This window comes from Roseovarius sp. MBR-154, from assembly GCF_053628595.1.
Genome location: NZ_JBRJGR010000003.1, coordinates 212,436 through 228,252 on the forward strand (window position 1 = coordinate 212,436; position 15,817 = coordinate 228,252).

General features: G+C 64.2%; 13 protein-coding genes. 12 read left to right on the forward strand and 1 reads right to left on the reverse strand.

Going from position 1 to position 15,817, the window contains the following annotated elements; all coding sequences use genetic code 11:
- Positions 1 to 4 precede the first annotated feature (4 nt).
- From ACSSV4_RS05990 to ACSSV4_RS06035, 10 genes are all read left to right on the forward strand, one after another.
- Positions 5 to 2,437: a GcvT family protein gene (locus ACSSV4_RS05990; RefSeq protein WP_454274078.1), complete on the forward strand. Its 2,433-nt coding sequence runs from the start codon at positions 5 to 7 to the stop codon at positions 2,435 to 2,437.
- Positions 2,434 to 3,360, forward strand: coding sequence for a choline/ethanolamine kinase family protein (locus ACSSV4_RS05995; protein WP_454274079.1), 927 nt, complete (start codon positions 2,434 to 2,436; stop codon positions 3,358 to 3,360). The genes ACSSV4_RS05990 and ACSSV4_RS05995 overlap by 4 nt, the downstream gene beginning before the upstream one ends.
- A gap of 216 nt (positions 3,361 to 3,576) precedes the next feature.
- Positions 3,577 to 4,521, forward strand: a complete 945-nt coding sequence (thpD, locus tag ACSSV4_RS06000; protein ID WP_454274080.1) for an ectoine hydroxylase — start codon at positions 3,577 to 3,579, stop codon at positions 4,519 to 4,521.
- A gap of 231 nt (positions 4,522 to 4,752) precedes the next feature.
- Positions 4,753 to 5,220, forward strand: coding sequence for an N-acetyltransferase family protein (locus tag ACSSV4_RS06005; protein ID WP_454274081.1), 468 nt, complete (start codon positions 4,753 to 4,755; stop codon positions 5,218 to 5,220).
- Positions 5,217 to 6,266: a dipeptidase gene (locus tag ACSSV4_RS06010; protein WP_454274082.1), complete on the forward strand. Its 1,050-nt coding sequence runs from the start codon at positions 5,217 to 5,219 to the stop codon at positions 6,264 to 6,266. Before ACSSV4_RS06005 ends, ACSSV4_RS06010 begins: the two co-directional genes overlap by 4 nt.
- Before the next feature lie 26 nt (positions 6,267 to 6,292).
- Complete coding sequence (locus tag ACSSV4_RS06015) at positions 6,293 to 7,888, forward strand: ABC transporter substrate-binding protein (protein WP_454274083.1); 1,596 nt, start codon at positions 6,293 to 6,295, stop codon at positions 7,886 to 7,888.
- Positions 7,889 to 8,944: an ABC transporter permease gene (locus ACSSV4_RS06020; RefSeq protein ID WP_454274084.1), complete on the forward strand. Its 1,056-nt coding sequence runs from the start codon at positions 7,889 to 7,891 to the stop codon at positions 8,942 to 8,944.
- Complete coding sequence (locus ACSSV4_RS06025) at positions 8,941 to 9,855, forward strand: ABC transporter permease (protein ID WP_454274085.1); 915 nt, start codon at positions 8,941 to 8,943, stop codon at positions 9,853 to 9,855. Before ACSSV4_RS06020 ends, ACSSV4_RS06025 begins: the two co-directional genes overlap by 4 nt.
- Positions 9,852 to 10,715: an ABC transporter ATP-binding protein gene (locus ACSSV4_RS06030; RefSeq protein ID WP_454274086.1), complete on the forward strand. Its 864-nt coding sequence runs from the start codon at positions 9,852 to 9,854 to the stop codon at positions 10,713 to 10,715. Before ACSSV4_RS06025 ends, ACSSV4_RS06030 begins: the two co-directional genes overlap by 4 nt.
- Positions 10,712 to 11,464, forward strand: coding sequence for an ABC transporter ATP-binding protein (locus tag ACSSV4_RS06035; protein ID WP_454274087.1), 753 nt, complete (start codon positions 10,712 to 10,714; stop codon positions 11,462 to 11,464). The genes ACSSV4_RS06030 and ACSSV4_RS06035 overlap by 4 nt, the downstream gene beginning before the upstream one ends.
- Before the next feature lie 36 nt (positions 11,465 to 11,500).
- Here ACSSV4_RS06035 and ACSSV4_RS06040 read toward each other — a convergent pair whose 3' ends face one another.
- A complete protein-coding gene (locus ACSSV4_RS06040; protein ID WP_454274088.1) occupies positions 11,501 to 13,081 on the reverse strand; it encodes a gamma-glutamyltransferase family protein in 1,581 nt (526 codons plus the stop codon).
- Between the two features lie 567 nt (positions 13,082 to 13,648).
- Between ACSSV4_RS06040 and ACSSV4_RS06045 the strand changes: the two genes are divergently transcribed.
- On the forward strand, positions 13,649 to 14,734 hold the full coding sequence (locus ACSSV4_RS06045; RefSeq protein WP_454274089.1) for a TRAP transporter substrate-binding protein: 1,086 nt from the start codon (positions 13,649 to 13,651) through the stop codon (positions 14,732 to 14,734).
- Between the two features lie 110 nt (positions 14,735 to 14,844).
- On the forward strand, positions 14,845 to 15,813 hold the full coding sequence (locus ACSSV4_RS06050; protein ID WP_454274090.1) for a TRAP transporter small permease subunit: 969 nt from the start codon (positions 14,845 to 14,847) through the stop codon (positions 15,811 to 15,813).
- Positions 15,814 to 15,817: the final 4 nt, after the last annotated feature.

Here is a 15,817-nt window from a genome sequence, read left to right on the forward strand (position 1 = left end):
GCGCATGGCACAGCATTCCGCCAAACACCTGATCATCGGCGGCGGCATCATCGGATGCTCGATCGCCTATCACCTGACCCGGATGGGCGAGAAAGACGTCGTTCTGCTGGAACGCGCCGGCCTGACCGAGGGCGCGACGTGGCACGCGGCGGGTCTGGTGGGGCAGTTGCGTTCGTCGCGCAACACCACCCGGATGCTTCGCAAGTCGGTCGAGATGTATGACCGATTGCAGACCGAGGAGGGGCTGCAATTCGACTGGAAAAAGACCGGCTCGCTGCGGCTTGCCGCGACGCGCGACCGGATGCTGGAGGCCAAGCGTCTGGCCACCATGGCGCGCAGCTTTGACCTCGAGATGTCGATCATCAGCCCTAAGGAGGCGAAAGAACTGTTTCCGCTGATCGACGAAAAGGGTCTGCACGGGGCCGCCTATATCCCGTCCGACGGCTATGTCGATCCGGCGTCGCTGTGTCAGGCCATCGCCGGGGCGGCGCGCAGGCAGGGGGCGGATATCCGGCAGGGCGTCGAGGTGACGGATTTTACCGTGGCGGGGGGCCGGATCAGCCATGTCGAGACGAGCATCGGCGGTTTCGAGGCGCAGAACGTCATCCTCGCCACCGGCATGTGGAGCCGCGAACTGGGTGCCAGACTGGGTCTGCGCATTCCGGCCTGCGCGGTCGAGCATCAGTATATCATCACCGAGTCCACCGGATCCGAGATCGGCCACTACCCGACCCTGCGCGACCCCGAGCGGCTGGTCTATTACAAGCCCGATGTCGGCGGGCGTCTGGTGATCGGCGGCTACGAGGAGGGCACGCCGCCCTTCGGCGACCCAAAGATTCCGGGGCAATTCGTGCGCCAGCTCTTGCCCGAGAACCTCGACCGGTTTCTGCCGCTGGCGGAACTGGCGGGGCAGGTGACCCCCATCGTCAACGAGGTTGGCATCCGGCAGGTCATCAACGGCCCGATCCCCTATTCGGCGGATGGCGATTTCGTCATGGGCTGGCAGCCGGGGCTCGATAACCTGATGCTGGCCACGGGGTTTCTCTACGGCATCGCGGCGGGCGGCGGGGCGGGCGAGATGATCGCCGAATGGATCGTCGAAGGGGCACCGTCGCTCGATCTTTGGCCGCTCGACGTGCGCCGGTTCGGGCCGCATCATGGCACCCGCGCCTTTATGTATCCGCGCGCCGTGGAGCATTACGCCCATCACTACAAGATGCGCTATCCCGGGCAGGAGCATGAGAGCGCCCGGCAATTGCGCCTGTCGCCGCTCTATCAGCGGCTCAAGGATGCGGGCGCGGTCTATGGCTCCAAGAACGGCTGGGAACGTCCGCTGTGGTTCGCGCCCGAGGGTGTCGCGCCGGTCGATCAGCTCGATTTCCTCGATCCCGGCTGGAAGCTGTTCGCCGCCGAGGAACACAAGGCCGTGCGCGAGCGGGTGGCGCTGATCGACCAGTCGTCATTCTCCAAGTTCGAGATCCTCGGGCGGGGCACGCTGGCGCTGCTGCAAGAGCTTTGCGTGTCGAACATGGACCGGCCCGAGGGCGCGGTGATCTATACCCAGATGTGCAACGACGCGGGCGGCACCGAGGCGGACGTGACCTTCATCCGGCTGGGGGCGGACCGGTTCTACATGGTTACCGGCTCGGGCTTCGGGGTGCATGACAGCGACTGGATCCGCCGTCATCTGCCTGGCGACGGCTCGGTCCAGATGATCGAGGTGACATCGGGCAAGGCGGTCATCAACATCGTCGGGCCGAAATCCCGCGAGGCGCTGGCGGCGGCCTCGGAAAGCGATGTGTCGGATGCGGCGCTCCCCTTTGCCTGCGCGCGCGAGATCATCGTCGGGGCGGCCCCGGTGCTGGCAGCGCGGATCGGCTATGTCGGCGCGCTTGGCTATGAGTTGCATATCCCGACGGAATTCGCCGCCCATGTCTATGACCGGCTCTGGCAGGCGGGGCAGGGGGCGGGCATTGCCAATGTCGGTTACCGCGCCATCGAAAGCCTGCGCATGGAAAAGGGCTATATCTACTGGTCGGGCGACGTGACGCCCGATTATACGCCCATCGAGGCCGGGGTCGGCTTTCGCGTGCATCTGAAATCCAAGGGCGAGTTCAAGGGGCGCAGCGTGCTGGAGGCGCAGAAGAACGGCGCGTTGACCCGCAGGCTCTGCACCTTCGTGACCGATGCCAACCTGCCGCTGACCGGGGGCGAGACGATCCTGATCGGCGACAAGGTGGTGTCGCTCGCCACCTCCGTGGCGTTCGGGCACACGGTGCAAAAGACCGTTCTGCGCGGCTATCTCGACAAGGCGCATTGGGACGAGACCGCGTTCATGCTTGAAGTGTTCGGAGAGCGGCACCCGATCACCCGGGTGGAGGGGCCGGTCCATGATCCCGAAAACATGGCGCTGAGAGGGGAGGAGGGTTCACGATGACCGACCACGCCAAAGAGGTGCTGAGCGCATTGCGCCGGGCGCCGGGGTTTGGGGATGTGACGGCGGCGGATAGCATCACCCGGCTTGGGGGCATGACCAATCTGGTGCACCGCGTTGATCTGGGCGCGCGCTCGGTGATCGTGCGCATTCCCGGCGAGGGCACCGAGGCCTATATCGACCGCGCGGTCGAGGCGCATAACGCCCGTGCCGCTGCGCGGGCGGGGGTGTCACCGGTGGTGATTCATGCCGAGGCCGCGAGCGGCGTCATGATCACCGAGACCGTGCCGGATATCGAAACCATGACGCCGGACCTCTTTCGCAGTCGCGCCGGGGCCCCCGCGCGGGCCGGGGCGGCGCTGGCGAAACTGCACGGTTCCGGCGAGACCTTCGAGTTCCGGTTCGAGCTTTTCGCGATGATCGACGACTATCTCAAGGTGCTGTCGGGCAAGGACGTGGCCCTGCCCGAGGGGTATCACGATGTCGTCGCGGCCGCCGCCCCGGTCAAGGACGTGCTGGCGCGGGCCGACCTGCCGCTCGCCCCCTGCCATTGCGATCCGCTGTGCGAGAATTTTCTCGACGACGGCAGGATCATGTGGATCGTCGACTGGGAATATTCGGGCATGAACGACCCGCTCTGGGATCTGGGGGATCTGTCGGTCGAGGCGGGGATGGATGACGCGCAGGATGCCGAGATGTTGGCCGCCTATTTCGGTCGCGCGCCCACCGATGCGGAACGCGGGCGGATGGTGATCTACAAGGCGATGTGCGATCTGCTCTGGACGCTCTGGGGCCTGATCCAATTGGCCGATGACAACCCGGCCGAGGATTTCTGGGCCTATGCCACCGGACGTTTTGCCCGCTGCCGGGCGCTGATGCAGGACGCGCGCTTTGGTCGTCACCTGGATGCGGTGCGCAAACCCTGATCCGTCGTGGAATGCCGGTTTGAGGACGAGGCACCCGAAAGCGGGGTACCGGCGGTGATGAGCGGTGCAACGGTGCGACAGGTGGCGCCGCGCTTTTCTAGACAGGTCAGGGCATCCATGATGGAACCATGGGCGCAGTGTGGGGGTTCTTTTCCCGCACCATGAATGCGTCGTTGCGGCGCATCTGACACCACAAGACAGATCAAGGAGGATTTCATGAATGTCGCAAGCCCAGACAAGCAATTCGGCGGGCTGGACGAATACCCGACCCGGCTCCGCGGAGAGGAGCGTGTTTTTGCGCGCCGCGACCCGGCGCTTTGGTCGGAATGGACGGACGCGGCACCGATTTCGCGCGATGAGGCCCGCCACTATGAAGACAAGGGATATCTGATCCGCAAGGACGTGTTCAGCGCTCAGGAGATCGACCGCCTGATCGAAACCTCAGCGGCGCTGCGCCGCAACGGTCAGGACATCCGGCGCGAGGATCTTGTGACCGAACCCGGCTCTGAGGCCGTGCGCACGATCTTTCGGCTCGATGAGCACAGCGCGGTCTTTGCCCGGCTGGCGGCGGATGAGCGGCTGGCGAATGTGGCGCGGTTTCTGCTGGGAGACGAGGTGTATCTGCATCAAAGCCGCCTCAACTACAAACCCGGCTTTACGGGCAAGGAGTTCTACTGGCACTCGGATTTCGAGACCTGGCATGCGGAGGACGGCATGCCGAACATGCGGGCTGTCTCGGCATCGGTTCTGTTGACGGACAATTCGTCGCTGAACGGGCCGCTGATGCTGATCCCCGGATCGCACAGACAATTCATCGCCTGTCAGGGGGAAACGCCCGATGCCAACCACAAGTCGAGCCTGAAGAAGCAGGAGGTCGGCGTGCCGTCGCATGAGGTGCTTGAACAACTCGCCGCAGAAGCGGGCTTGGATGCCGCGACCGGCCCGGCGGGCACGGTGATCTTTTTCGAGTGCAATACGTTGCATGCCTCGAATGGCAACGTGACGCCATTCCCCAGATCGAATGCGTTCTTTGTCTACAACGCGATCTCGAACAAGCCGAAGGCACCCTTTGCCGCGTCCAAGCCGCGCCCCGCCTTTCTGGCAAATCGTGGTGCGGCCGAGCCGATCAAGCCGGTCGCCCCGGACCTGTTGGGCGACTGAGCATTGGCGCGCTCTTCGGTATGTGTTGCGGCACCTGTCGGAAGAGCGCGTCTCGCGTCGTGATGGACGGGCAGGCTGACGCTGCGGTCGATCACGCGGGCGATGTCTGGCCTGTCGGTCTTGATGTACCTGTCGTCGGCACGGTTTCGGACCATGCGGACAGTTGGATCGAGGTCGGGTCGACGCGGATTTCCGATTGCGTTCGGCTCCGACTTGGCCAAGGGTCGGCCAATGACCTATCCGGCTCTGTTCATCCGCTCCGCCCGGCAAGACGATCTTGCGGCGCTTGTTGCGCTTTACGGCGATGACGATATCGGGGTCTCGCGGGAGATGCTGTGCCCGGACGAGTCCTATCAAGGCGCATTTGACGCGATTCAGTCGGACCCGAACCACATGCTTGTCGTGGGCGAACGCGACGGGCAGGTCGTTGCGACGCTTCTGCTGTCGTTCCTTCCCGGCCTGTCGCGCCACGGCGCCTGGCGGGCGCAGATCGAGGCGATGCGCGTCGCCCGGCCCCTGCGCGGGCAAGGGCTGGGGCGCGCCCTGCTGGACTGGTCGATCGACGAGGCCCGGGGGCGGGGATGCACGCTGGTGCAGTTGACCTCGGATCGCCGCCGCGACGACGCGCATCGGTTCTATGAGGGGGCGGGGTTCGAGGCCACGCATCTTGGCTACAAACTGTCATTGGAGACATCATGACCGACTTTCCCGTCTTTGACGGCCACAATGATCTGATCCTGCGCCTGCTGCGCGGCGATGTCACCGCCGAGGGCGTGGCGTCGGGCCTGCCGGACGGTCACATCGACAAGCCGCGCGCGATCAAGGGCGGGTTCGGCGGCGGCATGTTCGCGATTTTCGTGCCGAGCCCGGGCAACAAGGCGGTGCGTCACGACGAGATGCGCAATCCGCCCTATGACATTCCCCTGCCCGAAGAGGTGTCCGAAGCCGACGCGACAGTCTGGACCGAGCGCGGGTTTGCGGCGATGAACGATCTTGCCGCCGCAGGGGCCATCCGCATCTGCCGCAATACGCGCGAGGTTGAGGCGGCCCTGCCCGCCGAAGAGATGGCCGCCGTCATCCATATCGAGGGGGCCGAGGCCATCGACCGGGGGTTCGAAAAGCTGCATGGCTGGCACGCGCGCGGGCTGCGGTCGCTCGGCCCGGTCTGGAGCCGCGATACCGTCTGGGGCCATGGCGTTCCGTTCCGCTACCCTGCTGATCCGGATACCGGGCCGGGTCTGACCGAGGACGGCAAGGCGCTGATCCGGGAATGCAACCGGCTTAACATCATGGTCGACCTGTCCCACCTCAACGCCAAGGGTTTCGAGGACGTGGCCCGGATCACCGATGCGCCGCTGGTTGCCACCCATTCCAACGCCTGGGCGGTCTGCCCGCAATCGCGGAACCTGACCGATCGCCAACTGGCGATGATCCGTGACAGCGACGGCATGGTCGGGATCAACTTTGCCAGCGCCTTTCTGCGGCCCGACGGGCGGATGGATGCGGAGTTTGAGCTTGACATCGTGGTCCGACACTTCAACCATATGTTGAACAGCTTGGGCGAAGACCGGATCGGCCTCGGGTCCGATTTCGACGGGGCGCTTGTTCCCGATGGGATCGGGGATTGCGCGGGCCTGCCCAACCTGCTCGCTGCACTGCGTTCTCACGGCGTGGACGACGGCCTCATGGCCAAGATCACGCATGGGAACTGGCTACGGGTCCTGCGCAAGACGTGGGGCGAATGACAATAACAGCAACAGGGATTCACATCATGAGACGATCATTAGTTGCCGCTGCGGTTGCCTCCATTCTGGCGGCCGGCGTGGCCGCCCCCGGCGCCGCCGAGACGCCGCCGAACATGCTGGTCATCGCCAACCGGATCGACGATATCAAGACCTTTGATCCGGCCGAGAGCTTTGAATTCGCGGGCGCGGATGTCAGCCGCAATGTCTATCAGAAGCTGGTCAATTTCGATCCGCTCGATCTTGATGCCGGGTATCAGCCGCAACTGGCCGAGAGCTGGGAGATTTCCGAGGATGGCAAGACCATCACCTTCACCATGGCCGAGGGGCATGTCTTTGCCTCGGGCAACCCGGTGACGGCCAAGGATGCCGAGTTTTCGCTGCGCCGGGCGGTGCAGTTGAACAAGACCCCCTCGTTCATCCTGACGCAGTTCGGATTCACCCCGGAGAATGTCGAGCAGACCATCGTCGCGCCGGATGACCGGACGCTGGTTCTGACGCTCGACAAGCCCTATGCGCTGTCTTTCGTGCTGAACTGCCTGACCGCCACCATAGGCGGGATCGTGGACATGGAAACCGCGATGGCGAACGCGGTCGATGGCGACATGGGCAACGCCTGGCTGCGCACCAATACCGCCGGGTCCGGACCCTACAAGGTGGTTGATTGGAAGCCGAGCGAGAGCGTGCTGATGGATCTCAACCCCAATTATGGCGGCGAGACGCCGGCGATGGAACGGGTGATCGTCCAGCACATTCAGGAAAGCGCGACGCAGCGCCTGCAGCTGGAGCGCGGCGATATCGACGTGGCGCGCAACCTCTCGCCGGAGGATGTGGCCGGTCTTTCGGATGCCGAGGGCGTCAAGATCGTCGACGAGCTGCGGGGCCGTCTGATGTATTTCTCGGCCAACCAGAAGAAGGAGATGCTGGCCGATCCCAAGGTCATCGAGGCGCTGAAGCTGGCCACCGATTACGAGGGCATGTCAGGCTCGTTCCTCAAGGGGCAATACACCGTGCATCAGGCGTTTCTGCCGCTGACGTTCCTCGGGGCCCTGAAGGAGACACCGTTCGCCTATGACATCGAGGCGGCCAAGGCTGCGCTGGCCGAATCTGCCCATCCGGACTGCGGGCCGATCAAGATCTCGGTGCGCGACGCGCAGGAACGGCTGGATATCGCGCAATCGTTGCAGAACACCTGGGGGCAGCTTGGCTGCGATATCGAGCTGATCGTCGGCACCGGCGCGCAGACCCTCGACCGCTACCGCGCGCGCGAGCATGACATCTATCTGGGGGCCTGGGGGCCGGATTATCCGGACCCGAACACCAATGCGGGCACCTTCGCCTACAACCCCGACAACTCGGACGAGGCGGGCGCCACCGGGCTTCTGGCATGGCGCAACGCCTGGGGCATCCCCGAGATGAGCGAAAGAACCCTGGCCGCGGTGGTCGAGAACGATACAGACGCGCGCCGCGAGATGTATCTTGATTTGCAGCGCGAGCATCAGCAGGTCAGCCCGTTCGGCGTGATGTTCCAGCAGATCGAGCAGAACGGCATGCGCTCGAATGTCGAGAACTTCGTCGCGGGTGGCGCGACAACGGCGGTCTCTTACTGGGTCATCACCAAGTAGATGGCGGATACGACACATGGGGAAGGACGGTTTGGGCCGTCCTTCCCACCCTGGCTGAAGAAGACGCTGACGACGGCTGCGACCGTCGCGGCGACGATCCTCGGCCTGCTGTTCGTGACCTTCATGATCGGCCGGGTGATGCCGATCGACCCGGTTCTCGCGGTGATCGGCGAGCGCGCGACGCAGGAACAATACAACCAGACCTTCCGCGATCTGGGGCTGGATCAGCCGTTGCTGGTGCAGTTCTGGATCTATGTGACGGATGTGCTGCAAGGAGATTTCGGAGAATCGATCCGCACCGGGCAAGAGGTGACGACCGATATTGCCCGGGTGTTTCCGGCGACGCTGGAACTGGCCACTCTGGGCACGCTGTTCGGCGTCGTTCTGGGCGTGCCGCTCGGGGTGATCGCGGCGGTGCGCCGGGGCAGCTGGATCGACCAACTGGCGCGGTTTGTCGGGCTGATCGGGTATTCCATGCCGATCTTCTGGCTCGGTCTCGTGGGGCTTTTGGTATTTTACGGCATTCTCGGCTGGGTCTCCGGACCGGGCCGGTTGGGCATTTTCTATCAGGGCATTGTCGAACCGATCACCGGGATGCTGCTGGTCGACAGCGCCCTGCGCGGCGAATGGGCGGTGTTCCGCAGCGCGTTCTCGCATATCATCCTGCCCGCATCCCTGCTGGGCTATTACAGCCTCGCCTATATCAGCCGCATGACGCGCTCCTTCATGCTCGAACAGCTCGGCTCGGAATACGTGATCACCGCGCGGGTCAAGGGGCTGAGCGAATGGCAGGTGGTCTGGGGCCATGCCTTTCGCAACATCCGCATCCAGCTGGTGACGGTGATCGCGCTGGCCTATGCCAACCTGCTCGAAGGCTCGGTGCTGACCGAGATCATCTTTGCCTGGCCGGGGCTGGGACAATACATCACCACATCGCTGCTGGCCAATGACATGAATGCGGTGCTGGGCGGGACCATCGTGATCGGCACGATCTTCGTGGCGATCAACATCCTGTCCGACCTGCTCTACCGTTTCTTCGATCCGAGGTCCAAATGAGCACGTCGCAAGGCCTGCGCGACTGGCTTCTGAGCGACGAGCCGACGTCGCGCCGACAGGCGCGGTTCGCGTCGTGGTACAAGGGCTGGCTGTCGCTGCGCTCGAACACGCTGGCGATGCTCGGCCTGTTGGTTCTGGGAGTCCTGATCCTCGCCGCGATCTTTGCGCCGCTGCTGGCGACGCATGATCCCTTTGCGCAGGATCTGGGGCAGAGGTTGCTGGCGCCGGGCGAGGGCGGGCACCTATTCGGCACCGACAGCCTGGGGCGCGACATCTATTCCCGGCTGCTCTATGGTGCGCGGATTTCCATCTATATCGTGGTGCTGGTGGTCATGGTGGCCCCGCTTGTGGGGCTGATTGTCGGCACCGTCTCGGGTTATGCGGGCGGATGGATCGACGTGGTGCTGATGCGCATGACCGATATTTTCCTGGCCTTTCCGCGGCTGATCCTTGCGCTGGCCTTCGTGGCGGCCCTCGGGGCGGGGATCGAGAACGCGGTGCTGGCGATCTCGCTGACCGCCTGGCCACCCTATGCGCGGATCGCGCGGGCCGAGACGCTGACCATCCGCAATTCCGATTACATTCACGCGATCCGGTTGCAGGGGGCGGGGCCGTTCCGCATCGTCACGCGGCATATCTGGCCCTTGTGCATCTCGTCGCTGGTGATCCGGGTCACGCTCGACATGGCGGGGATCATCCTGACGGCGGCGGGGCTGGGCTTTCTCGGGCTTGGCGCGCAGCCGCCCAGCCCGGAATGGGGCGCAATGATCTCGGAGGGACGCAAATACATTCTCGATTCCTGGTGGGTCGCGACGATCCCCGGCATCGCGATCTTTGCCATCAGCCTCGCTTTCAACCTGTTGGGCGACGGCATGCGCGACGTGCTCGATCCGAAAGAGGACAATTCATGACCGATGCGCCGCTTCTGGATGTGGAGAACCTCTGGGTGAAATTCCGCACCCGCAGCGGTGTCTTCGACGCGGTGCGGGGCATCTCCTTTACCTTGGGCAAGGAGCGGCTGGGGATCGTCGGCGAGAGCGGCTCGGGCAAGTCGATGACCGGGCGCGCGGTGCTGCGGCTGATCCGCCCGCCGGGCATGATCGAGGCGGACCGGCTGAACGTGCATGGCGAAGACATCCTGTCGGTGCCGGAAAAACGCATGCGGCAACTGCGCGGCGGTCGGGTGTCGATGATCATGCAGGACCCGAAATTCTCGCTCAATCCGGTGATGACGGTCGGTCAGCAACTGGTCGAGGCGCTGCGCGCGCATGAGAGGGTGTCGCGCGGCGCGGCGCGCAAGCGGGCGCTGGAGATGCTGGACGAGGTGGCGATCCGTGAGCCCCGGCGGGTGTTCGATCTCTATCCGCACGAGGTGTCGGGCGGCATGGGTCAACGCGTGATGATCGCGATGATGCTGCTGCCAAACCCGGAAATCCTGATCGCGGACGAGCCGACATCGGCGCTCGATGTGTCGGTGCAGCTTCAGGTGCTCGACATCGTCGACAAGCTGGTGCGCGACCGGGGCATGGGGCTGATGTTCATCAGCCACGATCTGAACCTCGTGGCCAAGTTCTGCGACCGGATCGTGATCATGTATGCGGGCCGCATCGTCGAGACCTGCAAGGCGAGCGAGCTGCGCAACGCGCGCCATCCCTACACGCTCGGCCTGCTCAACGCCGTGCCCGACCTGGAGAATCCGCGCGACCATCTGGAGGTGCTCAGGCGTGATCCGGCATGGCGCGAGGCCGCCTCGGTGAGTGCCCGGCAATGAGTGCGGTCACGGTCAGCGATCTCGATGTCTGGTTCGGCGCGGGGGCGGATCGCGCCCATGCCGTGCGCGCTGTCGATTTCGAGGTGGCGGAGGGCGAAAGCTTTGGTCTGGTGGGCGAGAGCGGTTCGGGCAAGTCGACGATCCTGCGCGCCATCGCCGGGCTGGTGCCCACGTGGTCGGGCGCGATGACTGTCGCCGGGGAACCCCTTGGCCTGACGCGCAGCAAGGCGTTTTACAGCAAGGTGCAGATGGTATTTCAGGATCCGTATGCCTCGCTGCACCCGCGCCAGACCGTGGACCGGGTGCTCTCGGAGGCGATGGGGCTGCACGGGGTTCAGGATATCGACAGCCGCATCGGTCGCCTGCTCGACGATGTGGGGCTCGGCCCGGGATTTCGATTTCGCTATCCGCACCAGCTTTCGGGCGGGCAGCGCCAGCGCGTCGCCATTGCCCGCGCGCTGGCCTGCGATCCGTCGATCCTGTTGCTGGACGAACCGACCTCGGCGCTGGACGTGTCGGTGCAGGCGGAAATCCTGAACCTGCTGGTCGATCTGCGGCGCGCGCATGGGCTGACCTATATCATGGTCTCGCATGATCTGGGCGTCGTCGGTCACCTGTGCGAACGCATCGGCGTGATGAAGGAAGGCCGGTTTGAAGAGGTGCTGAGCGTCGAGGCGATGCGCCGTTCCGAGGCGCGCTCGCCCTATACTCGGCACCTGCTGGAAAGCTCGATCAATTCGATCCGGTAAGCCGGGACCGCATCTGACCAGGTCCGACGGCCCGGATCAATCGGTGATCGCGGCCCCGTCCGAGCGTGGGTCGGATGCCGCCTCGATCAGACCCGAGGGATGGCGCATGATCGCCCCGGCATGGCCCGCGAGGTCCGAATAGGGCGCGATCAGTTCGACATCATGCCCGGCCTCGCGCAACCGCGCGAGCAGCGCCGGATCGAACCGGTCCTCCAGTTTCAATGTCATCGTGTCCTGCCCCCATGTCTTGCCCAAGAGCCAGCGGGGGGCAGTGACGGCGGCCTGCAGATCCATGCCGAACTGCACATGGCGCGTGAAGACCGCCGATTGCGTCTGCGGCTGCCCCTCGCCGCCCATGGTTCCGTAGGACAGCACGCGCCCGTCCGAGAGTTCGGCCATGGCAGGGTTGAGGGTGTGAAAGGGCCGCTTGCCGGGGGCCAGTTGATTCGGCCCCGGCGATAGCGAGAACCCGGCCCCGCGGTTTTGGAAGAAGACGCCGGTCTCTGGGCAGGTCAGACCGGAGCCGAATTCCCAGAACACCGACTGGATGAAGCTGACCACGGTTCCCTCGCGGTCACAGGCCCCCATCCAGATCGTATCGCCCGCCTTGGGCTCATGCGGCCAGGGCAGGGCCTTTGCCATGTCAATGCGGGCGGCGAGGCTGTCGAGGGTCGCATCGCTCAACCAGTCCTGAGCAGGGCTGCTCATATGCGTGTGATCGCCCAATTCGGCATTGCGCTTGATGAAGGCCTGCTTGGTGGCCTCGATCAACCCGTGGAGGTGATCGAAGCCCTCGCCCTGCTTCACGTTCAGACGGTCGAAGAGGCCAAGGATCATCAGCGACGACACGCCCTGTGTCGGCGGGATCATGTTATAGAGGCGGCCCTGCGAGGTCTGCACACTCAAGGGGGTGACACGCTCTGCCGTATATTCGGCGAAATCGCTTTCGCGCAGCGGGCTGCCGTGCGCTTCGAGCCAGGCGGCATGGGACGCGGCGACCGGACCCTTGTAATACGCGCCCAGCCCGTTTTCCGCCAGATGCCGCAGGGTCTTGCCAAGTGCGCCCTGCCGCAACCGCGCACCGGGCGCGGGCACCTCACCGCCCAGCAGGAATGTCTCGGCAAAGCCCGGAACCTCGCGCAGACCGTCGAGCTTTTCGGCGGTGGTGCGCGACTGGTTACCGGTGACGGCGATGCCGTCTTGCGCATATTTGATGGCCGGGGTCAGAAGCCGGGCCAGCGGCAGGCGCGTCGCATGCAGATCGAGCGCGGCCTGCCAGCCACCCACCGTGCCGGGCACGGTCAGTGCCGCCAGCCCGCCGCGCGCGGGGATCGCCTGCGTGTGGCCTTGGCCTGCGTACCAGTCAGGCGTCGCCAGCGCCGCCGCCTGTCCGCCGGCGAAAATGCCGACCGGTGCCTCGCCGGGGCGCTTGATCAGCCAGAACCCGTCACCGCCGATGCCGTTCATATGCGGATAGACCACGGCTATTGTGGCGGCGGCGGCGACCATCGCCTCGACGGCCGTGCCACCCTCGCGCAGCACATCGCGCCCGGCCAGCGCGGCGGCACGGTGTGGCGCGCTCATCGCGCCTTCGAAACCCAGAGCAGAATGCAGCATCGTTCATCATCCGTTTGACTGAGAGGCCCGTGGGGGCGTCGGGGCATGTATTAAACGCGGAGGCCCAGGCATTGGGCGGCGCAAGCGGGCACATGATCGTGCCCGTACCCCCTGCTCTTAGCGCGCTTGCGCCGCGACTGCCAGATCCCGCGCCGTGCCCGGAATCCGCGACTGTCGGGCAGGCGCGCGGCACGATGGCGTTGACGTCGCAAGACCGTGAGGGGGCCGCGCGAACATGAGGTTTATCGACGGCGAGCCACGCCTGCACCGCCCGTCTGCGTCGCGACGACTCGATGATTGCCGTTCCGAAACTGCCCAAGCTAGCGTCAAATGCCTGAAATTATGCCTGTTTAATGGGCAACGCTTTCGGCTCCCCCGGTCAGGGCGACATGTCCGGTCAAAGCAGCGGATCCGATGCCGCTAATTTTGCAACATTCCGCAGGGACGTTCGGTCGCAACAGGCGAAACGAGGCTTCCATTTCGTTTGATTTGATGGTCATGTACCCGGGCTAACAAATCAAAAGAACGCCCGTCACCAAAGATGGGTGCAACAGGAGGAGTGAATTAATGGAACGACGCAAGTTTCTCAAGGTTGCGACGGGGGGTGCCGCCGCATCCGCGGCTCTCGCGGCCCCGGCAATCGCGCAAGAGCGCATTGATCTGGTCATCGTGTCCACATGGGGACGGGATTTTCCGGGTCTGGGAACAAGCGCCCAACGGCTGGCCGCGCGGATCGAAGAACTGACCGAAGGTGCCATCGCCGTTCAATATTTCGCCGCCGGCGAGCGTGTCGGCGCATTCGACAGCTTTGACGAGGTCGCCTCGGGCAATGCCAACGCCTATATCGGTGCCGATTATTACTGGAAAGGCAAGCACCCGGCCTGGGCGCCCTTCACCGCCGTTCCGTTCGGCCTGACCTATACCGAGATCGACGCCTGGATGAAGTTCGGCGGTGGTCAGGAGCTGCTGGAAAAACTCGGGGCCGAGTTCGGCATCCGCGGCATGCCATGCGGCAATACCGGCGTGCAGATGGGCGGCTGGTTCAACAAGGAAATCAACTCGCCCGAAGACCTCAAGGGTCTGAAAATGCGTATTCCGGGTCTCGGCGGCGACGTCATGGCCAAGGTCGGCGCCTCGCCGGTCTCGCTTCCGGGCGGTCAGATTTACGAAAACCTCGTCTCCGGTGCCATCGACGCGACCGAGTGGGTCGGCCCCTGGAACGACTTCTTCCTCAAACTCTACGAGGCGGCGAAGTATTATTACTGGCCGGGCATGCACGAGCCGGGCAGCCAGCTTTGCATGGGCTTCAACGCCGAATGGTGGGGGGCTTTGTCGGACAGCAACAAGCGCATACTGACCGCCGCCTGCGCAGAGGAAAACGCCTTGCAGGCCGCCGAGACCAACTACAACAACGGTGTTTACCTGAACCGTCTGATCAATGAGTACGGCGTCGAACTGCGCGAGTTCAACGATGATGTCTACGAGGCCTTCGGCGATGCGGCCACCGAGGTGATCGAGGAAGCGCGCGATCACAGCCCGCTGGCCAAGGAAATCTTCGACAGTTTCCTTGAGGTCCGCAACAATGTGGGCACCTGGTCGAACCTTTCGGACGCTCCCTATGTCGTGAAGCGGAACCGCTACCTGAAGATCTGAGGCGGACCGCGCCGGTTTGCCGGCGGTTTGCCTGTCAGTCATGGTCGGGCCGGATTTTCATCTGGCCCGACCCACCACGGCTACAGTAAACAAGGGACGGGGGAGTCCGGATGATGGAGTCGCAGGGCGCACCGGCGCCGCTGGTGCGAATATTCGGCTGGACCATGCTGAGTGTCATGGTCGCATTCTTGCTTAACGCAGTTCTGAAATTCTGGTTCGATTTTCCAGGAGCGACATCGGCATTCTCTGGCGGCGGCCTTGGGGCGGTCGTCCAGATCGCGCTTTACTGCGTCGCGATCCTTCTCGGCATGTGGCATGTTCTGAAGACGCCCCACAGGACGCTCCGGTCAGAGGCCGCGGAGATCACCACATTCAACACGTTCCTTGTGCGCGCGGCGTTCTGGGTCGTGCTGCTGGTCGGGCTGGGAGATGCAGTGGTGTCTTTCCTGCGAGTCAATAGCATGCTGGAGGGCATGGTGGGCGCGGATCTGGCTGGAAACCTCGGCCGGGCGGAGTTTCGCGGCCTTTATTTTCACACCCCATTGGTGATCCTCGGCATCCTGATCGCAGCGGTCACGCGGTCCTTGGGGTTCATCTGGCTGGCCCTTCTGGTGGTGATCGCGGAACTTCTGATCGTGTTCAGCCGGTTCGTGTTTTCCTATGAACAGGCCTTCATGGCGGATCTGGTGCGCTTCTGGTATGGCGCGCTTTTCCTGTTTGCCTCCGCCTATACGCTGCTCGAGGACGGGCATGTGCGGGTCGATCTGTTCTACGCCAGCATGCGGCGCGAGAAAAAGGGCCGGGTCAACGCGTGGGGGGCGGTCCTGCTGGGCATGCTGCTGTGCTGGACCATCCTCATCCTGGGTTTCGGCTCGTCGTCGAGCATCATTGTCGGGCCGATCCTGGTCTTCGAGGTCACGCAGGCCGGGTTTGGCATGTATGTCAAATATTTCATGGCCGGTTTTCTCGGGGTCTTCGCCGTCACGATGATGGTCCAGTTCGTCGCGCAATTCTTCGAGGCCGTCGCCGACAAGCGCGGCGAACCCGGTGCGCGCGAGACGCATGCCGAAATAATGTAAGAGA

Coding starts and splice junctions, on each gene's coding strand:
- ACSSV4_RS06020 (WP_454274084.1), top strand. CDS start 7,889: ATGGCGGATACGACACATGGGGAAGGACGGTTTGGGCCGTCCTTCCCA.
- ACSSV4_RS06030 (WP_454274086.1), top strand. CDS start 9,852: ATGACCGATGCGCCGCTTCTGGATGTGGAGAACCTCTGGGTGAAATTC.
- ACSSV4_RS06005 (WP_454274081.1), top strand. CDS start 4,753: ATGACCTATCCGGCTCTGTTCATCCGCTCCGCCCGGCAAGACGATCTT.
- ACSSV4_RS06010 (WP_454274082.1), top strand. CDS start 5,217: ATGACCGACTTTCCCGTCTTTGACGGCCACAATGATCTGATCCTGCGC.
- ACSSV4_RS06050 (WP_454274090.1), top strand. CDS start 14,845: ATGATGGAGTCGCAGGGCGCACCGGCGCCGCTGGTGCGAATATTCGGC.
- ACSSV4_RS06040 (WP_454274088.1), bottom strand. CDS start 13,081: ATGCTGCATTCTGCTCTGGGTTTCGAAGGCGCGATGAGCGCGCCACAC.
- ACSSV4_RS06015 (WP_454274083.1), top strand. CDS start 6,293: ATGAGACGATCATTAGTTGCCGCTGCGGTTGCCTCCATTCTGGCGGCC.
- ACSSV4_RS05995 (WP_454274079.1), top strand. CDS start 2,434: ATGACCGACCACGCCAAAGAGGTGCTGAGCGCATTGCGCCGGGCGCCG.
- ACSSV4_RS05990 (WP_454274078.1), top strand. CDS start 5: ATGGCACAGCATTCCGCCAAACACCTGATCATCGGCGGCGGCATCATC.
- thpD (WP_454274080.1), top strand. CDS start 3,577: ATGAATGTCGCAAGCCCAGACAAGCAATTCGGCGGGCTGGACGAATAC.
- ACSSV4_RS06025 (WP_454274085.1), top strand. CDS start 8,941: ATGAGCACGTCGCAAGGCCTGCGCGACTGGCTTCTGAGCGACGAGCCG.
- ACSSV4_RS06045 (WP_454274089.1), top strand. CDS start 13,649: ATGGAACGACGCAAGTTTCTCAAGGTTGCGACGGGGGGTGCCGCCGCA.
- ACSSV4_RS06035 (WP_454274087.1), top strand. CDS start 10,712: ATGAGTGCGGTCACGGTCAGCGATCTCGATGTCTGGTTCGGCGCGGGG.